Origin of the sequence: Pantoea sp. 1.19 (assembly GCF_001922585.1) — a bacterium.
In the GTDB taxonomy this organism is placed as follows: domain Bacteria; phylum Pseudomonadota; class Gammaproteobacteria; order Enterobacterales; family Enterobacteriaceae; genus 1-19.
In genome coordinates, this window is the sequence record NZ_MRBS01000013.1 from 19051 (window position 1) to 38776 (window position 19726).

At 61.4% G+C, this 19726-nt stretch carries 13 protein-coding genes and 5 tRNA genes; all 18 read right to left on the reverse strand.

Annotated features, from left to right (window positions below; all coding sequences use genetic code 11):
• Nucleotides 1-19 precede the first annotated feature (19 nt).
• On the reverse strand, nucleotides 20-448 hold the full coding sequence (locus tag BS626_RS17010) for a YqaA family protein (RefSeq protein WP_075183574.1): 429 nt from the start codon (nucleotides 446-448) through the stop codon (nucleotides 20-22).
• Nucleotides 445-1032, reverse strand: a complete 588-nt coding sequence (gene yqaB, locus BS626_RS17015; RefSeq protein WP_075183575.1) for a fructose-1-phosphate/6-phosphogluconate phosphatase — start codon at nucleotides 1030-1032, stop codon at nucleotides 445-447. The genes BS626_RS17010 and yqaB overlap by 4 nt, the downstream gene beginning before the upstream one ends.
• A 208-nt stretch (nucleotides 1033-1240) precedes the next feature.
• Nucleotides 1241-1317 (reverse strand) — tRNA-Arg (locus BS626_RS17020).
• A gap of 39 nt (nucleotides 1318-1356) precedes the next feature.
• A tRNA-Arg gene (locus tag BS626_RS17025) sits at nucleotides 1357-1433 on the reverse strand.
• Nucleotides 1434-1481: 48 nt separating this feature from the next.
• Nucleotides 1482-1558 (reverse strand) — tRNA-Arg (locus BS626_RS17030).
• Between the two features lie 98 nt (nucleotides 1559-1656).
• Nucleotides 1657-1733: transfer RNA gene (locus BS626_RS17035), tRNA-Arg, on the reverse strand.
• A 9-nt stretch (nucleotides 1734-1742) separates the two neighbouring features.
• Nucleotides 1743-1835 (reverse strand) — tRNA-Ser (locus BS626_RS17040).
• Between the two features lie 277 nt (nucleotides 1836-2112).
• Nucleotides 2113-2301, reverse strand: coding sequence for a carbon storage regulator CsrA (gene csrA / locus BS626_RS17050; protein ID WP_075183577.1), 189 nt, complete (start codon nucleotides 2299-2301; stop codon nucleotides 2113-2115).
• Nucleotides 2302-2537: 236 nt separating this feature from the next.
• On the reverse strand, nucleotides 2538-5165 hold the full coding sequence (gene alaS / locus BS626_RS17055; RefSeq protein ID WP_075183578.1) for an alanine--tRNA ligase: 2628 nt from the start codon (nucleotides 5163-5165) through the stop codon (nucleotides 2538-2540).
• Nucleotides 5166-5297: 132 nt separating this feature from the next.
• Complete coding sequence (locus BS626_RS17060) at nucleotides 5298-5816, reverse strand: regulatory protein RecX (RefSeq protein ID WP_075183579.1); 519 nt, start codon at nucleotides 5814-5816, stop codon at nucleotides 5298-5300.
• Nucleotides 5817-5872: 56 nt separating this feature from the next.
• On the reverse strand, nucleotides 5873-6937 hold the full coding sequence (recA, locus tag BS626_RS17065) for a recombinase RecA (RefSeq protein WP_075183580.1): 1065 nt from the start codon (nucleotides 6935-6937) through the stop codon (nucleotides 5873-5875).
• An 82-nt stretch (nucleotides 6938-7019) separates the two neighbouring features.
• On the reverse strand, nucleotides 7020-7520 hold the full coding sequence (gene pncC / locus BS626_RS17070) for a nicotinamide-nucleotide amidase (protein ID WP_075183581.1): 501 nt from the start codon (nucleotides 7518-7520) through the stop codon (nucleotides 7020-7022).
• 121 nt (nucleotides 7521-7641) lie between these two features.
• Nucleotides 7642-8739 (reverse strand): lytic murein transglycosylase B, encoded by a 1098-nt coding sequence (mltB, locus tag BS626_RS17075; protein ID WP_075183582.1) that lies wholly within the window; start codon nucleotides 8737-8739, stop codon nucleotides 7642-7644.
• A gap of 137 nt (nucleotides 8740-8876) precedes the next feature.
• Nucleotides 8877-9215 (reverse strand): zinc ribbon domain-containing protein YjdM, encoded by a 339-nt coding sequence (locus BS626_RS17080; protein ID WP_075183583.1) that lies wholly within the window; start codon nucleotides 9213-9215, stop codon nucleotides 8877-8879.
• 85 nt (nucleotides 9216-9300) lie between these two features.
• Nucleotides 9301-9618 carry a hypothetical protein gene (locus tag BS626_RS17085; RefSeq protein WP_075183584.1) on the reverse strand — a complete coding sequence of 106 codons (318 nt, stop codon included), beginning with the start codon at nucleotides 9616-9618 and terminating at the stop codon, nucleotides 9301-9303.
• 104 nt (nucleotides 9619-9722) lie between these two features.
• Entirely contained in the window at nucleotides 9723-10898 is a 1176-nt protein-coding gene (locus BS626_RS17090; protein WP_075183585.1) for an HlyD family type I secretion periplasmic adaptor subunit, read from the reverse strand.
• The gene (locus BS626_RS17095) at nucleotides 10895-13069 is read right to left on the reverse strand and encodes a type I secretion system permease/ATPase (protein ID WP_075183587.1); all 2175 of its coding nucleotides are present in this window, start codon (nucleotides 13067-13069) and stop codon (nucleotides 10895-10897) included. The genes BS626_RS17090 and BS626_RS17095 overlap by 4 nt, the downstream gene beginning before the upstream one ends.
• An 88-nt stretch (nucleotides 13070-13157) precedes the next feature.
• A partial coding sequence (locus BS626_RS17100) for an Ig-like domain-containing protein (protein WP_139308858.1) occupies nucleotides 13158-19726 on the reverse strand: 6569 nt, incomplete at its 5' end.

Consider the following 19726-nt stretch of genomic DNA (forward strand, 5'->3'; position numbering starts at 1 on the left):
TGCTGCGGCGCTGAAAAACTCAGTGCCACCACGCAACGCCCTGTAAAGTTGCGGCCGCAACCGCGGCATAACGCGCCGCCTTGCCGATGGCTAAATACGCCAGGCACGGCAGCCATGATAATCGTAACCAGCCGGCGGCAACGCACAGTACGTCACCGATCACCGGCACCCAGCTTAGCAGCAGGGCCGGCGCTCCCCAGCGCCGCAGCCAGCGTCGCGCGGTGTGCGCATGACGCCCTGCGGCCCGTTCCGGTAACAGCCGCCCAATCAGCAGGTTGGTCACCCCTCCCAGCGTGTTACCGAGCGAGGCGATCAGCAGCAGCCTCACCAGCCAGTCCGGGTGGGCCATCAGCAACCCCGCCAGTACCACCTCTGAGCCGCCGGGCAGCAGCGTCGCACTCAGTAAACTGCTGGCAAACAGGGCGGCCAGCGCGGTCAGCTCACTCACTGCCGGCGAACATCTATCGCGGCCATGCCCGCCGCTTTGGCCGCCTGCAGGCCCCACTCCGCGTCCTCAAACACCACGCAGCGCGACGGGTCGACGCCCATCAGCGCGGCGCAGCGGAGAAAAGTGTCCGGTTCGGGTTTGTGCCGCTGTACATCATCGGCACCGACCACAGCCTTAAAATAGTGCAGCAGATCGCATTGCCGCAGCAAGGCCTCCGCCATCCCGCGCTCGCTGCCGGTGCCCACCGCCATTGGGCGTCGCCCGTACCACTGTTTGACCACCGCCACCAGCGGCAGCGCCCTTACCCGCAGCGTCCGGTCACCGCCCTCTAACAGCAGGCGGCGCGTCAGCGCAGTTTTTTCCGCCGCCAGCGCATGAGGATCGAGATCGTCCCGCTGTGCGCCGCTCAGCAGCATCCCGGCAATACGCCAGGCGGGCGCCCCATTGAGTTCGGCCATGGCGCGGTCATCAACCGCAATCCCATGGGGACGCATGACTTCACGCCACGCATAGCGATGCGTGGGCTCGGTATCGAGCAGCGTACCGTCCATATCAAAAATGAGTCCCAGATAGCGGTCGTACATGGTCTCTCCGGACGTCAACAGCGGGATCCTTACTGTAGCGTAAAGTGGCGCCATTGTCGCCGTCAGCGGTGAACAGCAAATGCCTTGAAATAACAGATGATTTTATGAATCAGAATAGACAGATGGAGAGCAGGATAAGGCCCGTGACGCGCTTAAGTTACTGTGAGGCAGTTGAAGAGTGTGTGGCGGCGATAAACCTGAGATGAGATGGTGCATCCGGGAGGATTCGAACCTCCGACCGCTCGGTTCGTAGCCGAGTACTCTATCCAGCTGAGCTACGGATGCATCGGGGACAACGGTACTGCATACAATACGCTTTCGCGATGGTGCATCCGGGAGGATTCGAACCTCCGACCGCTCGGTTCGTAGCCGAGTACTCTATCCAGCTGAGCTACGGATGCATCGGAAAAAACGGTGGGAACTGTGACGACCTGAAATACAAAGAGGCATGGTGCATCCGGGAGGATTCGAACCTCCGACCGCTCGGTTCGTAGCCGAGTACTCTATCCAGCTGAGCTACGGATGCATCGGTAAATCTTGTATACTGCAGGGTGCTAACAACTCACCATGATGAAGAGAACAACTCCAACATCGTTACGCCGCGCAATCCCTTTTCCGCAAAAATGGTGCATCCGGGAGGATTCGAACCTCCGACCGCTCGGTTCGTAGCCGAGTACTCTATCCAGCTGAGCTACGGATGCATCGGAAAATGGCGGTGAGGCGGGGATTCGAACCCCGGATGCAGCTTTTGACCGCATACTCCCTTAGCAGGGGAGCGCCTTCAGCCTCTCGGCCACCTCACCTTACGCGTTCTTGTGAACTGCGCCGCTGAACGTTGTATCTGCTCATCGGCACTGCGTGGCGCACATATTACTTTCCCGGTCTTATAAGTCAAACAATTTTTCCCGCTGCGCGCCTGATTGCACAAAAGCCACGCAATCCGGGCGATTAACCAACAAAAAGAGTGAAATATCAACATGCAACTCAGGAATAGTGCGCAGAAACGGGAAGAGCAGACGAAGAAGAAAATGACAAAAGGGTAGCGCCTCGCTGTGCAGAGCGAGGCGCTGAATTCGAAGATCAGTAGTTTGGCGTCTGCGGCGTCTTCTCAGCCTGAATACGCTGGTAAATTTCTTCGCGATGGACCGACACTTCTTTGGGGGCGTTCACTCCGATACGCACCTGATTACCCTTTACGCCCAGTACCGTTACCGTCACCTCATCGCCAATCATGAGGGTCTCACCAACTCGACGAGTTAGAATAAGCATTCTTTGCTCCTTGAAAGATTAAAAGAGTCGGGGGAGGTCTCTGTCCCCGGCGTTCTCCATCATACATCGCTAAACGTAGACTATGACAATTCACGCGTCACACCAATACATTCTGCTAATAGTGAGTCTAGCCGAAAACCGTTACATCAACCCGACTTTATGATGACAGGCTGCGCATCGCACAGTTCGCCAGCAGCACGTCTGCCGGCGTCCGGTGCGAAGCGTTTATGCTCTCGTTACAGTTTGCTGCTAACCCAGGATTCAACCCCGGCCAGCGCGGCTTTCAGCGCGGCGACGTCGGTACCGCCCGCCTGCGCCATATCGGGGCGACCACCCCCTTTGCCCCCGACCTGCTGAGCCAACGCGCCAATCAGCTCGCCTGCCTTCACTTTGTCGGTGAGATCTTTAGTCACGCCCGCGATCAGGGAAACTTTTCCTTCCGCGGCCGTTGCCAGCACAATAATCGCCGAACCGAGCTGATTCTTCAGATCGTCGACCATCGTACGCAGCATTTTCGGCTCCACATTGTTCAGTTCGCTCACCAGCAGCCGCGCGCCCTTCACGTCAATCGCCCGACTGGCGAGCGAGGCGCTTTGCTGCGCCGCCTGCTGATCTTTCAGCTGCTGCAGCTCACGCTCCAGCTGGCGTGTCTGTTCGACAACGGCGCGAACCTTTTCGTTCAGATTGCTGCTGTTGGCTTTCAGCAGCTGAGTAATCGCCTGCAGCTGATCGCTCTGCTGATGCATGGCGGTAATTGCCGCCTCGCCGGTTACCGCTTCAATGCGGCGAACGCCGGCCGCGGTCCCGGACTCCGCGACAATGCGGAACAGGCCAATATCCCCGGTGCGGCTGGCGTGGGTACCGCCGCACAGCTCGGTGGAAAAATCGCCCATGGTCAGCACGCGCACGCGGGCGTCGTACTTCTCGCCAAACAGCGCCATCGCCCCTTTGGCTTTGGCGACTTCGATATCCATCACCTCGGTCTCTACCGCGAGATTACGGCGGATTTGGGCGTTGACGATGTCCTCAACCTGACGCACTTCGTCCGGCTTCATCGCTTCGGCGTGCGAGAAATCAAAGCGCAGATACTGGTCATTCACCAGCGATCCTTTCTGCGCCACATGCTCACCGAGCACCTGACGCAGAGCGGCGTGCAGCAGGTGAGTGGCCGAGTGGTTACGGCGAATACGCGCGCGACGATGTTCATCCACACGGGCTTCCAGACGATCGCCCAGCGCGATCTGTCCCTCACTCAGGCGACCGCTGTGACCAATGGCCTGACCATATTTCTGGGTATCGCTGACGCTAAAGATGGCGCCGTGCCCCAGCAGCTGGCCGGTATCCCCGACCTGACCGCCCGATTCACCGTAGAACGGCGTCTCGTCCAGCACAATCACGCCCTCTTCGCCGGCGCGAATCACCCCGGCGGCTTCGCCGTTCACGTACAGGGCGGTGACGGTAGCGTGCAGGTCCAGCGATTCATACCCTTTAAACTGCGACGCGGCGTCGGTCTGAATCACCGTGCTGTAATCAGCGCCGAAGCCGCTGGCCTGGCGTGCGCGCTGGCGCTGCTGCTCCATCGCACGCTCAAAGCCGGCTTCATCGATTTTCAGCTGGCGCTCGCGGCAAACATCGGCGGTCAAATCTGCCGGGAAACCGAAGGTGTCATACAGGCGGAAAACGGTCTCACCGTCCAGCGTATCGCCCTGCAGGTTTGCCAGCTCGTCATCCAGCAGCGCCAGACCGCGCTCGAGGGTCTTGGCAAACTGCTCCTCTTCGGTTTTCAGTACCTGCTCGACCTGCGCCTGTTGGCGCTTCAGATCCTCACCGGCATCGCCCATCACGGCGATCAGCGGCGCCACCAGCTTGTGGAAGAAGCTGCCTTTTGCGCCCAGCATATTGCCGTGGCGCACCGCGCGACGAATGATGCGACGCAGCACGTAGCCACGATTCTCATTGGACGGAATCACCCCGTCGGCGATCAGAAACGCACAGGAGCGAATGTGGTCGGCAATCACGCGCAGCGACTTGTTGCTCATGTCGCGGGTGCCGGTCACTTCCGCGACCGCTTTGATCAGCGTTTGGAACAGATCGATATCATAGTTAGAGTTCACGTGCTGCAGCACCGCCGATATGCGCTCCAGCCCCATGCCGGTATCCACCGACGGCTTCGGCAGCGGCAGCATGGTTCCGTCAGGCTGACGGTTAAACTGCATAAAGACGATATTCCAAATCTCAATATAGCGATCGCCATCTTCGTCCGGGCTGCCCGGCGGGCCTCCCCAAATATGGTCGCCGTGATCGTAGAAAATTTCACTGCACGGGCCGCACGGGCCGGTGTCGCCCATCTGCCAGAAGTTATCTGAGGCGTAAGGCGCCCCCTTGTTATCGCCGATGCGGATAATGCGCTCGCGCGGCACGCCAATGGTGTTTTCCCAGATATCGAACGCTTCGTCATCGGTCTCATACACGGTGACCCACAGGCGCTCTTTTGGCAGGGCAAACCACTGCTCCCCGGTCAGCAGCTCCCAGGCAAAGGCAATGGCATCGTGCTTGAAATAGTCGCCGAAGCTGAAGTTGCCCAGCATTTCAAAGAAGGTGTGGTGACGCGCGGTGTAACCGACGTTTTCCAGATCGTTATGCTTACCGCCGGCGCGCACGCAGCGCTGCGAGGTGGTCGCCCGGGTATAGCTGCGCTTGTCCTGCCCCAGAAACACATCTTTAAACTGGTTCATTCCGGCGTTGGTAAACAGCAGCGTCGGGTCGTTGTGCGGCACCAGGGAGCTACTGGCTACAACCTGGTGGCCCTTACTGTGGAAAAAGTCGAGAAACGTCTGGCGGATCTCAGCAGTGCTCTTGCTCATATGTATCCTGAATCACGCTTGAAGAGGGTTTACCGGCCGTTGGCTGCGCCTGCCCGTCGGAGCGCGCAGCCTGGCGGTAAAAAGTGGGAATAAGATAAATTTTCTTCGGAGGGAAGTAAAACACCTGGCGGGTCAATCTGCAAAATTTCTGTAAATCTCGCGGATATCTTCGTTCAGAAAGCCTTTGCTGAGCAGAAAGCGCTGAATTTTCGCTTTTTCCGGCCAGCTGGTCGGCAGCGGGAAGCCAAACTTCTTCTCTGCGGCGGCCGCGGTACAGGCCTGCCAGTCAATCCCGCACTCCGCCATCGCCGCGTCGGCGAGATTGCGATCCACACCACGCTGTGACAGCTCCATGCGGATACGCTGCGGGCCGAAACCTTTGCGGCTGCGGCTGGCAATAAAACGTTCGGTAAAGCGCGTATCATCCTGCCAGCCCTGCTGCTGACACCAGCGGATCACCCGCTCCAGCGTTTCTTCATCGATCGCCGGTTCCCCGTTGTCCCCCGCGGCGTCACGGCGCGCGGCGCGTTCGCTGGACTGCAGCAGCTTACGCCGCAGTTCGGCTTCGCTGTGGTCCCGCAGGGCAAGAATGCGGGTGGCTTTATCAAGCTGACGGGAGAAACGTGTGCGTGCATCAGGGGAGTCGGTCATCGGCGGGGCCTTTACCACAAAAAAGCGCGGGAGGGATTCCCGCGCCTGATACGGTATCAGAAGTCGTCTTCGGCCTCACTGGCCATTTTTTCCTGTTCGCTGACGGCGAAGTCCGGTTTATCGTCCGGATTGTTCAGCAGCATCTCGCGCAGCTTTTGCTCCAGCTCGGCGGCAATGGCGCTGTTTTCCTTGAGGAAGTTGCAGGCGTTGGCCTTGCCCTGACCAATCTTATCGCCGTTGTAGCTGTACCAGGCACCGGCTTTTTCGATCAGCTTGTGCTTCACACCCAGGTCAACCAGCTCACCGTAAATGTTAATGCCTTCGCCATACATGATCTGGAATTCCGCCTGTTTAAACGGCGCCGCCACTTTGTTTTTCACCACTTTGACCCGGGTTTCGCTGCCCACCACTTCGTCGCCCTCTTTGATCGCGCCGATGCGGCGAATATCCAGACGGACGGAGGCATAGAACTTCAGGGCGTTACCGCCGGTGGTGGTTTCCGGATTACCGAACATCACCCCGATTTTCATACGAATCTGGTTAATGAAAATCAGCAGCGTATTTGACTGCTTCAGGTTACCGGCCAGCTTACGCATTGCCTGGCTCATCATGCGCGCCGCCAGTCCCATGTGTGAATCACCGATTTCGCCTTCAATCTCGGCCTTTGGCGTCAGGGCCGCCACGGAGTCGACGATAATCACGTCCACCGCGCCAGAGCGGGCCAGCGCGTCACAGATCTCCAGCGCCTGTTCACCGGTATCCGGCTGCGAGCAGAGCAGGTTATCAATATCCACGCCCAGCTTCTTGGCATAGACCGGATCCAGCGCGTGCTCGGCGTCGATAAACGCACAGGTTTTGCCTTTGCGCTGCGCGGCCGCAATCACCTGCAGGGTCAGCGTGGTTTTACCGGAGGATTCCGGGCCATAGATCTCAACGATGCGGCCCATCGGCAGGCCACCGGCGCCCAGCGCAATGTCCAGAGAGAGCGAACCGGTAGAGATGGTTTCCACATCCATGGAACGATCTTCACCGAGGCGCATGATGGAACCTTTACCAAACTGCTTCTCAATCTGTCCCAGTGCAGCAGCCAGTGCTTTCTGCTTGTTTTCATCAATACTCATGTTCACTCCTGGTCGGGCGGCATCGCGGGCCGTCACGCTGTATCTGAAGATGTCACTAATTATACTGTACAATCATACAGTATCAAGTGGATTTTTTGAGAAAGTGATCGACCAGGCTCTGCAGCGCAAACGCAGTAGCCTGGCGACGCACGGCCTCCCGATCGCCGGAAAAATGCTGGCACAGCGCCAGGGTCGCGCCTGCACGGTGGGCAAAGGCAAACCAGACGGTGCCCACCGGCTTATCCGCGCTGCCGCCGTCGGGCCCGGCAATGCCGCTCACCGACACCGCATAGTCAGCGTCGGCCGCGTCGCGGGCGCCCTGCGCCATCTCTCTGACCACCGCTTCGCTGACCGCCCCGTGCTGCGCCAGCGTGGCGGGCTGAACACCGACCATCGCCGACTTTGCCGCATTGCTGTAGGTCACAAAGCCGCGCTGGAACCACGCCGAACTGCCCGCCACGTCGGTCACTATTTTGGCGATCCAGCCGCCGGTGCAGGATTCCGCCGTGGTGAGCGTCGCCCCCGCGGCCCGCAGCGCCGCGCCGGTTTGCTCGCTGAGCGCCAGCAGTTGCCTGTCGTCCATCTCTCTCTCCTTGTCATACGGTGTTGCGATCAGCATACGCCCACTGGCCGCGCCGGTCAGCGCCCGCACAGCGCTTTGCGACGGCGCTTCCACGCGATCGCCAGGCCTGCGGCGGCGCCACTCAGTTAATCAGAACATCCCCCTGCCGCGCGCGCGCCACCGCCTCACCCAGCTGCCACACCGCCATGGCGTAATGCGTACTGTGGTTGTAGCGGGTAATCGCATAGAAGTTAGGCAGGCCGTACCAGTATTGATAGTCGGTACCCACGTCCAGCCGCAGCAGGCTGACCTGCTGCTCATCCAGCAGCGGCTGCTGTGGACGCAGGCCAGCGGCGTTCAGCTGTGCAGCGGTATAGCGGGTTTTAAAGCCGTTCTCCAGCCGCGGAGCCTGGCCCTGCGCCGGCACCGCCACCGGCTGTCCAGGCTGCCAGCCGTGCTGCTGGAAGTAGTGCGCCACGCTGCCAATGGCATCTTCCGGATCCCACAGATTGATGTGTCCGTCGCCGTTAAAATCCACCGCGAAAGACTTAAACGATGAAGGCATAAACTGGCCATAGCCCATCGCACCGGCAAACGATCCGCGAAGCGCCAGCGGATCATCCTGTTCGCTGCGCGCCATCAGCAGGAAGGTTTCCAGCTCGCCGGAAAAATAGTCGGCGCGGCGCGGATAAGCAAATGACAGGGTGGCCAGCGCATCAATAATGCGGGTTTTTCCCATCACCCTGCCCCAGCGCGTTTCCACGCCGATAATGCCAACAATGATTTCCGGGGGCACGCCATAGGTTTGCGATGCACGCTGCAGGGTCGTCTGGTATTGATTCCAGAACGCCACGCCGTTCTGCACATTGTCCGGGGTAATAAACTTATCGCGATAGCGCAGCCAGGCCCCGTTTGGCCCGCTGGGCGCGGCGGTGGTCGGCGCCTGGCGATCCATCAGTCGCAGCACATAATCCAGCCGTTTTGCCTGAGCCAAAATGTCATGCAGCTGCTGACGATCAAAACCGTGCTTTTGCACCATGTTATCAATGAACTGGGCCGCCTGTGGGTTATCGGCAAAATCGCCCCACAGCGGGCGTACCGCGTGTTCCGGCGTCAGGGGAAAACCGCCCGGCGGCGGCGGGACCGCCGCCGCGGATGCGGAAGAGTGAGCCGGTTTTGGCTCACTGCTGCAGGCAGCGAGCAGCAGGATTGCAGGAAAAACAGCAGCCAGATAGCGCATCAGACATCCCATAAGCGAAAAAGACCAAAAACATGGTAAAGCATAGGGGGGAGGGAAAAAACAGCAACGGGGCGGGAAAAAGAAATTTTTATGGTGGCGCGAGCGGGAGCGGGCGACGCCGCGCTCCCGGCGATTGATCAGCCTTTTTTGACAAACTCTGACTTCAGCTTCATCGGACCAAAACCCTCGATCTTACAATCGATGTTGTGATCGCCCTCAACAAGGCGAATATTTTTCACCCGGGTGCCCATTTTCAGTGGGGTCGAACTCCCCTTCACTTTCAAATCCTTGATAACCGTTACCGTGTCGCCATCTGCCAGCGGGTTGCCGTTAGCGTCGCGCGCCAGCGGCATGGCATCGGCGCTCTCTGCCGCAGACGCCGACCAGACGTGGCCGCAGGAGGGGCAGTTCAGCATCTCGCCATCCTGCCAGGTAAACCTCGCCTGGCACTGCGGGCAGGGGGGTAAATCGTGCATAGTGGTCCTCTATTTCCCTATAATCTGAAAGGACAAAGTGTACCGCACTTACCGGCAAAAATCTTGCGATGACCGCGTTAAGCCGTCAGACGCAGCGGAAGGTCAGGCGAGCCACGCCGTTCACCAGCAGATGAGTATCCGTGGTGGTCTGCAGCGGCTGCATGCTTTTATTCTGCCGGTAGCAAAAGTTTGCGGCGCGCTGATTCGCGCTACCGGTCGCGCCGGAGACGCGGCCGGCGGCCGGCGCGGCCTCCACCTCAACCTGATACTGGCCATCGCCCAGCGCTTTGACGTCGGATTGATACGTCAGGCCAAGACCGTGGAAGCGGGTCGTATCATTTTGCACGGCGCAGCCTGCCAGCAGTATCGCGGCAGACAGCACGGCAATCCGGGACATGTTCATGGGGGACTCCTGTTGGATAAAGAGCCGTAGCGTAAAGATCCGGACATCAATGATCGCTCAACCGGGCGGGAAAAATCGGGGCGCGGATCGACGCCCCACCGCCATTAGCGCTCGCGCAGCGCCTCGCGCGTTTTATTCAGCGGCTTCAGCAAATAATCGAGCACCGTTTTACTGCCGGTCTTGATGTCAACCGTAGCGATCATGCCGGGAAAGATCGGAAACGTTTTGCCGTTCTTCGCCGTTAAATGGTTGCTGTCGGTGCGGATATATACCCGGTAGTAGTAGAGATCGCGCTTAACCTCATCCTGCAGCGTCCCGGGCGAGATCACGGCCACTTCGCCCGCCAGTCCGCCGTAGATTGAGTAGTCGTAGGCGGTAATTTTCACCAGTGCCCGCTGTCCCGGGTGCAAAAAAGCCACGTCGCGCGGCGAGATTTTTGCTTCGATGAGCATCTGATCATCTAACGGTACGAGGCTCATCAGTTTGCCGTTGGGCGGCACCACGCCGCCGACGGTGGTCACGTCAATGTCTTTGACAATGCCGCGCACCGGCGCGGTAAAGGTCAGGCGGGTCAGCGAATCCTCTCGCCCCTTCATGACCGACCGTTCGGTAGCAATGTCGGCATTGGCCTTCGCCAGCTCTTCCCGCGCCCGCACCATATACTGGTTGGTCATTTCGGTGATTTTGTTTTGCAGCTCGTTTTTTTGCCGCTGCAGCCGCAGCACCTCCACGTCGCTGGCCGCGCCGCGTTTTACCAGCGGCTCGGTCATCGCCAGTTCGCGCTGCACCAGCGCCATGCCCTGCTGGAATCCCGCCAGGCCTTCGGTCAGGCCGGCGCGCCGGGAGTGATACAGCGCGGTCTCCTGGCGCACCAGCTCGCTCTCCTCCGCCAGCTCTGGCGGAAAGCGCAGCGGCTGCCCGGTGACTTCGGCGTTGAGCCTCGCGGCGGTAGCCAGTGCCGCCTTCAGCCGCGAAGCGCTCTCCAGCACGCCGGCCTCCACCTTGGTGCGCTCCAGCTGCGCCAGCGGCTGGCCCCGGGTGACCACTTCGCCTTCCTGGACAAACAGCTTGTGAATAATCCCCCCCTCCAGCGACTGGATGGTCTGCTCATGGGAGGAGGGAATGACCGTGCCGCTGCCGGTCGTCACCTCATCCAGATGAAACAGGCTTGCCCAGGTCAGAAAGGCGGCCAGAACGGCAAACAGGCTCCAGGCCACCCAGCTGGATCGCGGCAGGTGCGAGGAGTGAAGCCGACTGTTAAAGCGGGTATAGTCGCTCATGCGGTCTCTCCCTGCGCCTGCGGGGCACTGCGCTTCAGGGTCACGGTGCGCGTTGGCGGCGTGATGCCTTGCTCATTGAGCATGGCCTCGCGCGGGCCGTCGCGCACAATCTTCCCGCCATCGAGCACGATAATGCGATCCACCAGCGCCAGAATCGGCAGGCGATGGGTGGCGACCACCAGCGTCCGGTGCGGCGTCAGCCAGCCGCGCAGCTGCTGAATAAACTGCTGCTCGGCGATTTCATCCAGGCTGGCGGTGGGCTCATCCAGCAGCAGTACGGTGGGCGAAGTCAACAGCGTACGCGCCAGCAGCAGCGCCTGCCGCTGGCCGCCGGAGAGGCCGTTACCGCCCTCCAGAATCACCTCATTCAGCCCCTGTCGGGCCTGGCGAACAAACGGCAGCGCCCCGGCTATCTGCAGCGCCTGCTGAATTGCCGCATCGCTGGCCTGCGGATTGCCCAGCGTGATGTTGTCGCGAATCGATCCATAAAACAGCCGCGCCTGCTGCCCAAGCAGCTGCACGTCGCGCCGCAGATCCGCCGGGTCGAGCATGGGCAAAGCAATATCATCCAGCTGGACGCTGCCCTGCTGCGGAGACTGCATACCGGCCAGCAGCTGCAGCAGCGTACTTTTTCCTGAGCCGTTGCGGCCCAGTACCGCCACCCGCTCGCCGGCGCGCAGACTCAGCTGTGGCAGCGTCACGACGTTACGCTGCTCTTCTTCATCATAATAAAAAGCCACGTGACGCAGCTGAAAATCACCACGCAGATGGGCCTTGTGCACCCGCTTCTCCTGCTGCGGCGCGTCGATCGGCCGCTGCATCAAATCGTCCAGTCCCTTACGCGCCACTTTTGCCGACTGCCAGCGTGACAGCACGCCGGAGATTTGCGCCAGCGGGGCAATGGTGCGCGAGGCCAGGATCGACGTACCCACCAGCGCGCCGGTGGTCATGTCACCGGCCATCACCAGATAACAGCCGATCAGCAGCACCGTTGCGTAGACGATCGATTGCACTTCCTGAGTCCAGGTCATCAGCAGGCCGGTTAGCCAGCGCTGCTTCATGCTGACGTTGGCCGCCACGGCGTTGGTGTGATTCCACTGATTCTGAAAGCGCTGTTCGGCGCGCAGCAGCTTGATGTCGTCAATGCCCTGCACCGCCTCGACCAGCGTGGCGTTGCGGATCGCCGATTCGCGCATGCCCTCGCTCGACAGCGCTGCCAGCGGCCGCTGTATCAGCAGCCCCGGGATCAGCAGCAGCGGCACCGCCAGCAGCACCACCAGCACCAGCGGACCACCGACCAGCCAGAGGATCGCCACAAACAGTAAGAAAAAAGGCAGATCGGTCACTGCCGCAATGGTGGTCGAGGTGATCAGCTCACGCACCGACTCCAGCTCGCGGATCTGCGCAATAAACGATCCGGTCGATTTCGATCGCGCACCGTTTTTGATCCGCAGCGCATGGGCAAACACCCGCTCGGAAATGCGCAGATCGGCGCGTTTGCCCACCACATCGGCAATGTGTACCCGCAGCATGCGCATAATGAACTCAAACAGGATAGCCATCATCACGCCGGCAAACAGCACCCACAGCGTCGTTACCGACTGCGATGGCACCACGCGATCGTAAACCTGCATCGAAAAAATCATTCCCGACAGCGCCAGCACATTGGCCACCATCGCCACCAGCATAATGTCGCCGTAGCGCCGCCAGTCTTTCAGCGCCAGCTGCCAGAACCAGTTTTTCTCGTAGGGTTTAATGTAATCATCCACCCGCGCATCCGGGGTAGACTCCAGCGGGCGCAGGACCAGCAGGCCGGTGAGCCGGCTGGCCAGCTTGTCGCGATCGATAGGCGTTTCCAGGCCGCCGTCGCCGCTAAACTGCAGCGCCAGCTGGCCGTCGCTATCCATGCGGGCGATCACCGCCACCTGACCGTTATCCAGCTCCGCCAGCAGCGGCAGCCGCCAGGGATCGATCAGGGAGGCTTCCGGCGGCGCCCGATGCAGCCCCAGGCCGCACTGGCGGGCCATATCCTCCAGTATTTGCTGACGGGTTGAGCCCCCGGCGTGGCTGGCGGTCACCCGGATATGCTCCGGTGAATAGTCCAGCCGGTAGTGACCGGCCACCAGCAACATCGCCTGCAGCCAGGGCTCATACCACGGTAGTGTTTCCATCATGCCACTCTCTATTCTCTGTGAACTGACCGCGGCAGGCGCGGTCAGGCGTCAGCCGGCGACGGATCGACGACCCGTCGCCGACCGGCTATACCACCAGCAGCTGATGGTTGGCCAACAGCGTGGCCAGGTCGGTCTGCACCCCGTTAAGGGTAACGATAGTGGTGGGATCAAAGGTCGATCCGCTCCCATCCAGGTCCACTTTAATCTCGGTATTGCCCCCGTTCTGCTCCACGCGGATAAAGTCACTCAGATTACCGACCTTGCTGTCCAGCGTTGCTACGCCGTTGACGTAACTGGCGCTGCCGCTGCCGCTGTAGCCGCTGCCGGAAAGCAGCTCGCGCAGATCGACGCGATCGGTATCGGAGGTCCCCTCCCAGGTTCCGACCTTAAAGCCGTTAACCACGTCGCTGCCGTTGCCGCCGGTGGCATCACCGGCGTCAATCAGGCGATAAAGCAGGGTATCATGGCCGCCGCTGGCGATATTGAAGGTGTCGTTACCGCCGCTGCCAATAAACAGGTTGTCAGCGCTGTTGCCGGTGATCACATCGTTGAAACGTGAGCCGGCAATGCCCTCGATATTGATGAAGCTGGAGGTACCAAAACCGGTGTTCTGCGCGGTGGTGATCCGCAAATCAACGGTGATGCCACCGGTGGCGTTGCGATAATCAACCACGTCCAGCCCACCGTTGGCGCTCCAGGTGTCATAGTCAGACGCACGATTCCAGCCGCCGGAGCCGTTAAACGTAAAGTTACCCTGCTGGGCAATGAACGTATCATTGTAGCCGGTTCCTACCAGCGTGCCGCCGCTGACGCCGGTGGCCGCGTCGGCAGTCAGCACGTAGCTCTCTTTACCGTCACCGGCCGTCAGTCCCTGCCAGGAGACGTTATCCGCCGCGCCGTTCGTGATCTTAACGATCTCTGCGCGGTAGGTCTCGCTGGGATCCAGCCCGTAGAAGCTCACCAGCCCGCTGCTGTCGTTGGTGCCAAGCCCCGACTGCGGGTTAATGATCTGCGACGCCACCCGCTGCCCCGCGGCGTTGTAGAGGTTCACCGTGTTGCCGAAGTAAACGTTGATCCCCTCGCTGTCGAGGATGTGCAGATGCATCGCGGTGCCATCGGCCACGGTGTTGCCGTTTTTGATCAGCGTCACCTTGCCGTTCTGCTGCGCCACCAGCAGATCTTTCATGCCGTCCCAGTTGTAATCAATGCTGGTCAGGCCGGTCACGTAGGCCAGCCCGGTGGCTAACGTCGTGCTGCTCCAGTTGCTGCCGTTACCGCGGTTGGTGGACAGGGTCAGGGTCTGCGACGCGCTCCAGCTGGAAAGCTTGATGATGTCCATCTGACCATCGCCGTTCCAGTCGGCGGCGACCGAGAAGTAGCCGGCGGCCGCCGACGCCCCTTCGACCGCGCTGCTGCTGCCACTCAGCTTGCCTTGGCCATCGTTGTAATAGATAACACCTCCGTTGCTGTTCTTACTGGTGCTCAGGTAGAGATCCATATAGCCATCGCCGTTAAAGTCAGCCCAGGTCATTGAGGCCGCGGTAGTGGTGTTGGCGGCGTTATTGACAAAGACATTGGCAATGTTCTGGGTAACGCTCAGATTACCTTTACCGTCATTGCTGATGACCGACAGGGCGTTGTTGCCGGAGGCCGTGGTGTGCTCAACGATATCCACCGCGCCGTCGTTATTTAAATCGACGCCGGACACCTCGCGCGCGGAGCGGATTGACAGGCCGGCGGCGCCGTTTCTGCCGTCCGCCGTCAGCGTACCCTGGTTGTTCACCAGGAAGGTGATGGAATCCAGCCCGGCATCGCCGTAGGCCATATCCAGCCAGCCATCGCCGGTTTTGTCATAAGCGATCACCCCGCCGTAATAAATCAGGGTGCCCACCGCCAACTGGCTGGCGGTATAGCTGCTGCCGTTATAGGTCCACATCACCTGGGTGCCGCCGGAATAGACAATTTCGGTGCCAAACACGTCGGCATAGCCGCTGCGCCGCACGTCGGCGCTGGTCATACTCACCACTCCACCGCCTCGGGTATTGGTTAGCGGGCTGTCGTTATAGCTGGAGATGTCATTACTGGCGTACGCCTGGTTATTGCCGTACAGGTTCCACAGGCCGCCCTTATTCAGCCCGACCGCCAGCGCCGCGTTGCTGTTACTGCCGCTACCGGTGGTCCAGTCCGTGTTCAGGGTATCGCTGTTGATAACCAGGCTGCCCGTGGTAGTGCCGGTGGTGTTACCGTTGCCGGCGCTGCTTTTCACCTGAGCTTCCACGCTGTAGCTTTTGATCGTCAGCGCGTTGGCCGTGGGGATCTGCAGATACCAGGTGTTGTTCAGCGGATCGACCACCACCGCGCCGCCCGGCTGCGAGGTATAAACCTGATCGTTGACCTTCACCGTCAGGTATTCACCGTTGACCAACGCATCGGAAACGGTACCGCGCAGGATCGGCGTGGTATCCGCGGTCGTGATCGCGGCAATGGTCGCGACGGTCGTCGGCAGGCTGGTATCCAGCGTCAGGGTAAAGGGCGCTGAATCGGTATAGTTACCGGCGAGATCGGTGACCCGCACCCGGTAGACGTGCGCTCCGTCGCGCAGCCCGTTATCGGCATAGGTCCAGGTGGCGGCACCGGTCATCGTCACCAGCCCCAGCAGCAGGCCATCACGATACAGTTGAACAATCTCTCCGCTCTGCGGCGCGCGGTTCAGCGTGCCGTTGATCACCGGTGAGGTGTCGTCAGTGGCGACCGATGAGCCAAAGGTACCGCGACGCTCCCCGGCATCGTCGGTGTAACTGGTCACCGTACCCAGCGTGTCCGGCGCCACGGTATCGATCACCACTTGCTGGCTGGCAGTAGAGCCGACGTTACCGGCCTGATCGATAATCCGCACCTGATAGGTGTAATTGCCGTCGCTGAGCTGGCGCGGATCCTCGTAGCGCCAGCGCAGATTGGTGACGGTGGTTTCCTGCCAACTGTTACCGCCGTCGAGACTGATTTGTACCCGCTCATCGCTGGACAGCGCGCGCCCCAGCGAACCCGTCACCGTCAGCGAGGTATCGCGGGTGATAAAGTCGCTGTCGGACTGCCCGGTATCCTCCTGAATCGCATCAATGGTGATGCCGTACTCGGGAGCGAGGGTATCGACCCTGACTTCCTGTTCGGTGGTCGCGCCGACGTTGCCGGCCAGATCAACCACCCGGACCAGGTAACGGTAGTCGCCATCGGTCAGCGTGCGGGTGTCACTGTAGCGCCACGCGGTACCGTTCACCGTGGCGTACACCCAACTGCTGCCGCCATCAAGGCTCAGCTGAACAAACTCGCCGCTGCCGAGCGGTGCGCTGAGTGACCCGTTCAGCGTATAGCTGGTGGCGCTGGTCAGGAAGTCGTGATCATCAAAGCCGGTATCGGTGACGATATTGTCCACCGTCACCGTGCTCACCGCCGGTGGCGTGGTATCGACCGTCACCTGCTGACGGGCGGAGGCACCAATATTCCCCGCGGTATCGATCACCCGCACGCCGTATTCCCAGACGCCATCGGTCAGCGTACGCGCATCGGTATAGCGCCAACCGGTGCCAACCACGTTGACGATTTGCCAGCTCTGACCGCCGTCCACCGTTATCTGCACATATTCACCGGGAGAGAGCGGCGCGCCGAGTGAACCGTTCAGCGTCAGCGAGGTATCACGGGTAATGAAATCCCCCGGATTCAGCCCGGTATCTTCAGTAATGCTGTCGATGACGACGGTTTTGCTGGCCTCCGGCGCCACGGTATCGATCACCACCAGCTGGCTGGTTTCCCCGCCGAGGTTGCCCGCTTCGTCAATCACCCGCAGCTGATAGTTGTATTTCCCGTCAGCCAGTGCACGCGTATCTATCCAGCTCCAGCTCAAACCGCTGACGCTGACGTCCACCCAACTGACCCCGCCGTCAATGCTAATCTGCGCGCGATCGCTGCTGCCGAGCGGCGCGCTAAGTGAGCCCTTCAGCGAGATCTGGTTATCGCGGGTGATAAAGTCGCTGTCAGAAAGACCGGTGTCCTGAATCACCGCATCGACGGTGATTTGGGCCGCCGGCGGCGTCGTATCGATGATGACGTCGCGCGAGGCGGTGGCGCCGACGTTCCCGGCGCTGTCGATCAGCCGTACCTGATAGGCCCAGCTTCCTTCTCCCAGCGTGCGGCCGTCGGTATAGCGCCACTGCAGACCGGTCACGCTGAGATCCTGCCAGCTGACACCGCCATCGGTGCTGATCTGCGCTTTCTCATTGCTGGCCAGCGGGGCGGTCAGCGAGCCGTTCAGCACAACGTTGGGATCGCGGGTGATAAAGTCACTGGGATTCAGGCCAGTATCGTTTTGTAGCGAGTCAATGCGAATGCCCATCGCCGGCGGCGTCAAGTCCACCACCAGGCTGCGATCGTCGCTGCCGACGTTGCCCACGGCGTTACTCACCGACGCGCCAATCACGTAGGTGGTGCCGTCGGCCAGTGCCGCCACGTCGCTGGCGCTGAGGGTGTAGCTCCACAGCCCGCCGCTCTTCACCACCGCCACGTACTCTTTGCCGTTCAGCGTCAGGGTGACGTTCTGGCCGACCGGCGCCGTGGTGGTGCCGGAGAGGACCAGCGTGCCACTGTGCTCGGCGGCATTAAGAATGTCATTCTCCGCAATCGCGTTGATGGTAATGACCGGCACATCGCCCACCAGGCTGATATCGTGGTTGGCACTGGCAGGGTTCCCGGCCAGATCGTTCACCGTCGCGGTCAGGGTATAGCGGCCGTCGCTCAGGCCGAGGAAATCACGCGGCGGTATCTGCACCGACCAGCTGCCGTCGTCTGCCACCGTCGCCTGATAGCGATAACCGGCAAAGGTGACGGTTACCGTGCGTCCGGCCTCGGCGCTGGTGGTGCCGCTGACGGTCTGTCCGGCCTGTTGTTCGCTGCTGTTGATCACGTCATCGTTGGCCACCGTCAGGATGGTCAGCGTCGGCGGTACGGTATCGACGATCAGCGTGTGCTGCGCTTCAGCCGGGTTGCCAGCCTTATCGCTGACGCTGGCGGTGACCGTCAGGCTGCCGTCGCGCAGGGCAGCCAGATCGCTGGCGGGTACGCTGAGCGACCAGCCGCCGTCGCGGGCCACCGCGGTGGTGTACACTTTTTCCCCCAGCGTAACGCGAACGGTCTGCCCTTCGCCGGCGCTGGAGGTACCGCTGATCGTCAGCGGCTGCTGCTGCTCGGCGGCGTTTAACCGATCGTCGCCGGCCAGCGTACCGATGCTGATCAGCGGCGGCGTGGTTTCCACGCTCAGCGTGCGATCCGCAGAGGTCGCGTTGCCGTCGCTGTCCTCGGCCGAGACCTTAACAGGATACTGCTTACCGTCCGCCAGTGCCGCAACATCGGCAGGCGGCACGGTTGCTTGCCAGCTGCCATCGGCCTGCACCTTCGCCTGATAGCTTTTGCCATTCAGCGTCACCGTCACCACGGAGCCGGTGGCCAGGCGATCGCTGGATCCGGTCACCACCAGCGCGGCGCTCGCCTCGGCGGCATTCAGAATGTCATCCCCGGCCAGCGGATCCAGCGTCACCATCAGCGCGCTGGTGTTGACCCGCACATCGTGGCTCAGGGTGCTGCTGTTGCCAGCGCTGTCGGTCAGCGTGGCAGTAAAGGTCGCGGTGCCGTCCGGCAGGCTGCTGATCACGCTCGCCGGTACGCCGACCGACCAGTTACCGTCGGCATCGACGGTGGTCACGTAACGCTGACCGGCAACGGTCAGGATCAGGGTATCGCCGGTCTGCACGCCGCTGGCGGTGCCGCTGACAATCTGCGCCAGTCCATGTTCGGCGCTGTTAATCACATCATCACTGGCAATCGGATTGAACTGCAGCGTAGGCGGCGTCGTATCCAGCACCAGCGTGCTGGTGGCGCTGCCGCGGTTGCCCGCCGGATCGCTGACGCTGACTTGCAAGGTATAGCGATCGTCAGCCAGCGCCGCCCAGGCATCTGGCCCCAGCGCCAGCTGCCAGCGCCCGTCGGCGCCCACCGTGGTTGTCCAGGTGCGTTCCGCCAGCTGAATAGTCAGCGTCTGTCCGGTGCCGGCAGTGGTACTGCCGCTCAGCAGAACGCCGTCAGCGGCCTCGCGGGCGTTGATCACGTTGTCCCCCGCCAGCGTGTCGATGGTCACCGACGGCGCCACGCTGTCCACGCTGTACGCCCGGGCGGCGCTCGCCGCGTTGCCGCTGGCGCTGCTCACGCTCGCCTGCACGCTYCCCGCGCCCTCCTTCAGCCCSCCCAGCGCCGTCGCCGGCACCGTCAGCGACCARCCGCCGTCCTCGCCGACCGCSGCCTGRTACGCCTTGCCGGCGAACASCACCGTCACCGTCCGGCCGGCCTCCACCCCCGCCGTGCCGCCGCTCAGCGTCAGCGCCTCCCCCTTCTCCTGCGCGTTGATCACGTCGTCGCCCGCCACCGGGCTGATGGTCACCGCCACCGGCGACAGATCTACCGTCACCGGCCGCGCCACCGTCACCGGGTTCCCCGCCGCGCTCTCGCCGCTGACGCTCACCGACAGCGCGCCCGCCGGCCACGCCGCCACGTCCGCCGCCGGCACGCCCACCTGCCAGCCGCCGTCCGCCGCCACGCTGGCCGGATAGGTTT

What these genes read in the sequence shown, in the direction of transcription:
- yqaB (WP_075183575.1), bottom strand. Translation starts at nt 1,032, where the DNA reads ATGTACGACCGCTATCTGGGACTCATTTTTGATATGGACGGTACGCTG.
- csrA (WP_075183577.1), bottom strand. Translation starts at nt 2,301, where the DNA reads ATGCTTATTCTAACTCGTCGAGTTGGTGAGACCCTCATGATTGGCGAT.
- alaS (WP_075183578.1), bottom strand. Translation starts at nt 5,165, where the DNA reads ATGAGCAAGAGCACTGCTGAGATCCGCCAGACGTTTCTCGACTTTTTC.
- BS626_RS17060 (WP_075183579.1), bottom strand. Translation starts at nt 5,816, where the DNA reads ATGACCGACTCCCCTGATGCACGCACACGTTTCTCCCGTCAGCTTGAT.
- recA (WP_075183580.1), bottom strand. Translation starts at nt 6,937, where the DNA reads ATGAGTATTGATGAAAACAAGCAGAAAGCACTGGCTGCTGCACTGGGA.
- pncC (WP_075183581.1), bottom strand. Translation starts at nt 7,520, where the DNA reads ATGGACGACAGGCAACTGCTGGCGCTCAGCGAGCAAACCGGCGCGGCG.
- mltB (WP_075183582.1), bottom strand. Translation starts at nt 8,739, where the DNA reads ATGCGCTATCTGGCTGCTGTTTTTCCTGCAATCCTGCTGCTCGCTGCC.
- BS626_RS17080 (WP_075183583.1), bottom strand. Translation starts at nt 9,215, where the DNA reads ATGCACGATTTACCCCCCTGCCCGCAGTGCCAGGCGAGGTTTACCTGG.
- BS626_RS17085 (WP_075183584.1), bottom strand. Translation starts at nt 9,618, where the DNA reads ATGAACATGTCCCGGATTGCCGTGCTGTCTGCCGCGATACTGCTGGCA.
- BS626_RS17090 (WP_075183585.1), bottom strand. Translation starts at nt 10,898, where the DNA reads ATGAGCGACTATACCCGCTTTAACAGTCGGCTTCACTCCTCGCACCTG.
- BS626_RS17095 (WP_075183587.1), bottom strand. Translation starts at nt 13,069, where the DNA reads ATGGAAACACTACCGTGGTATGAGCCCTGGCTGCAGGCGATGTTGCTG.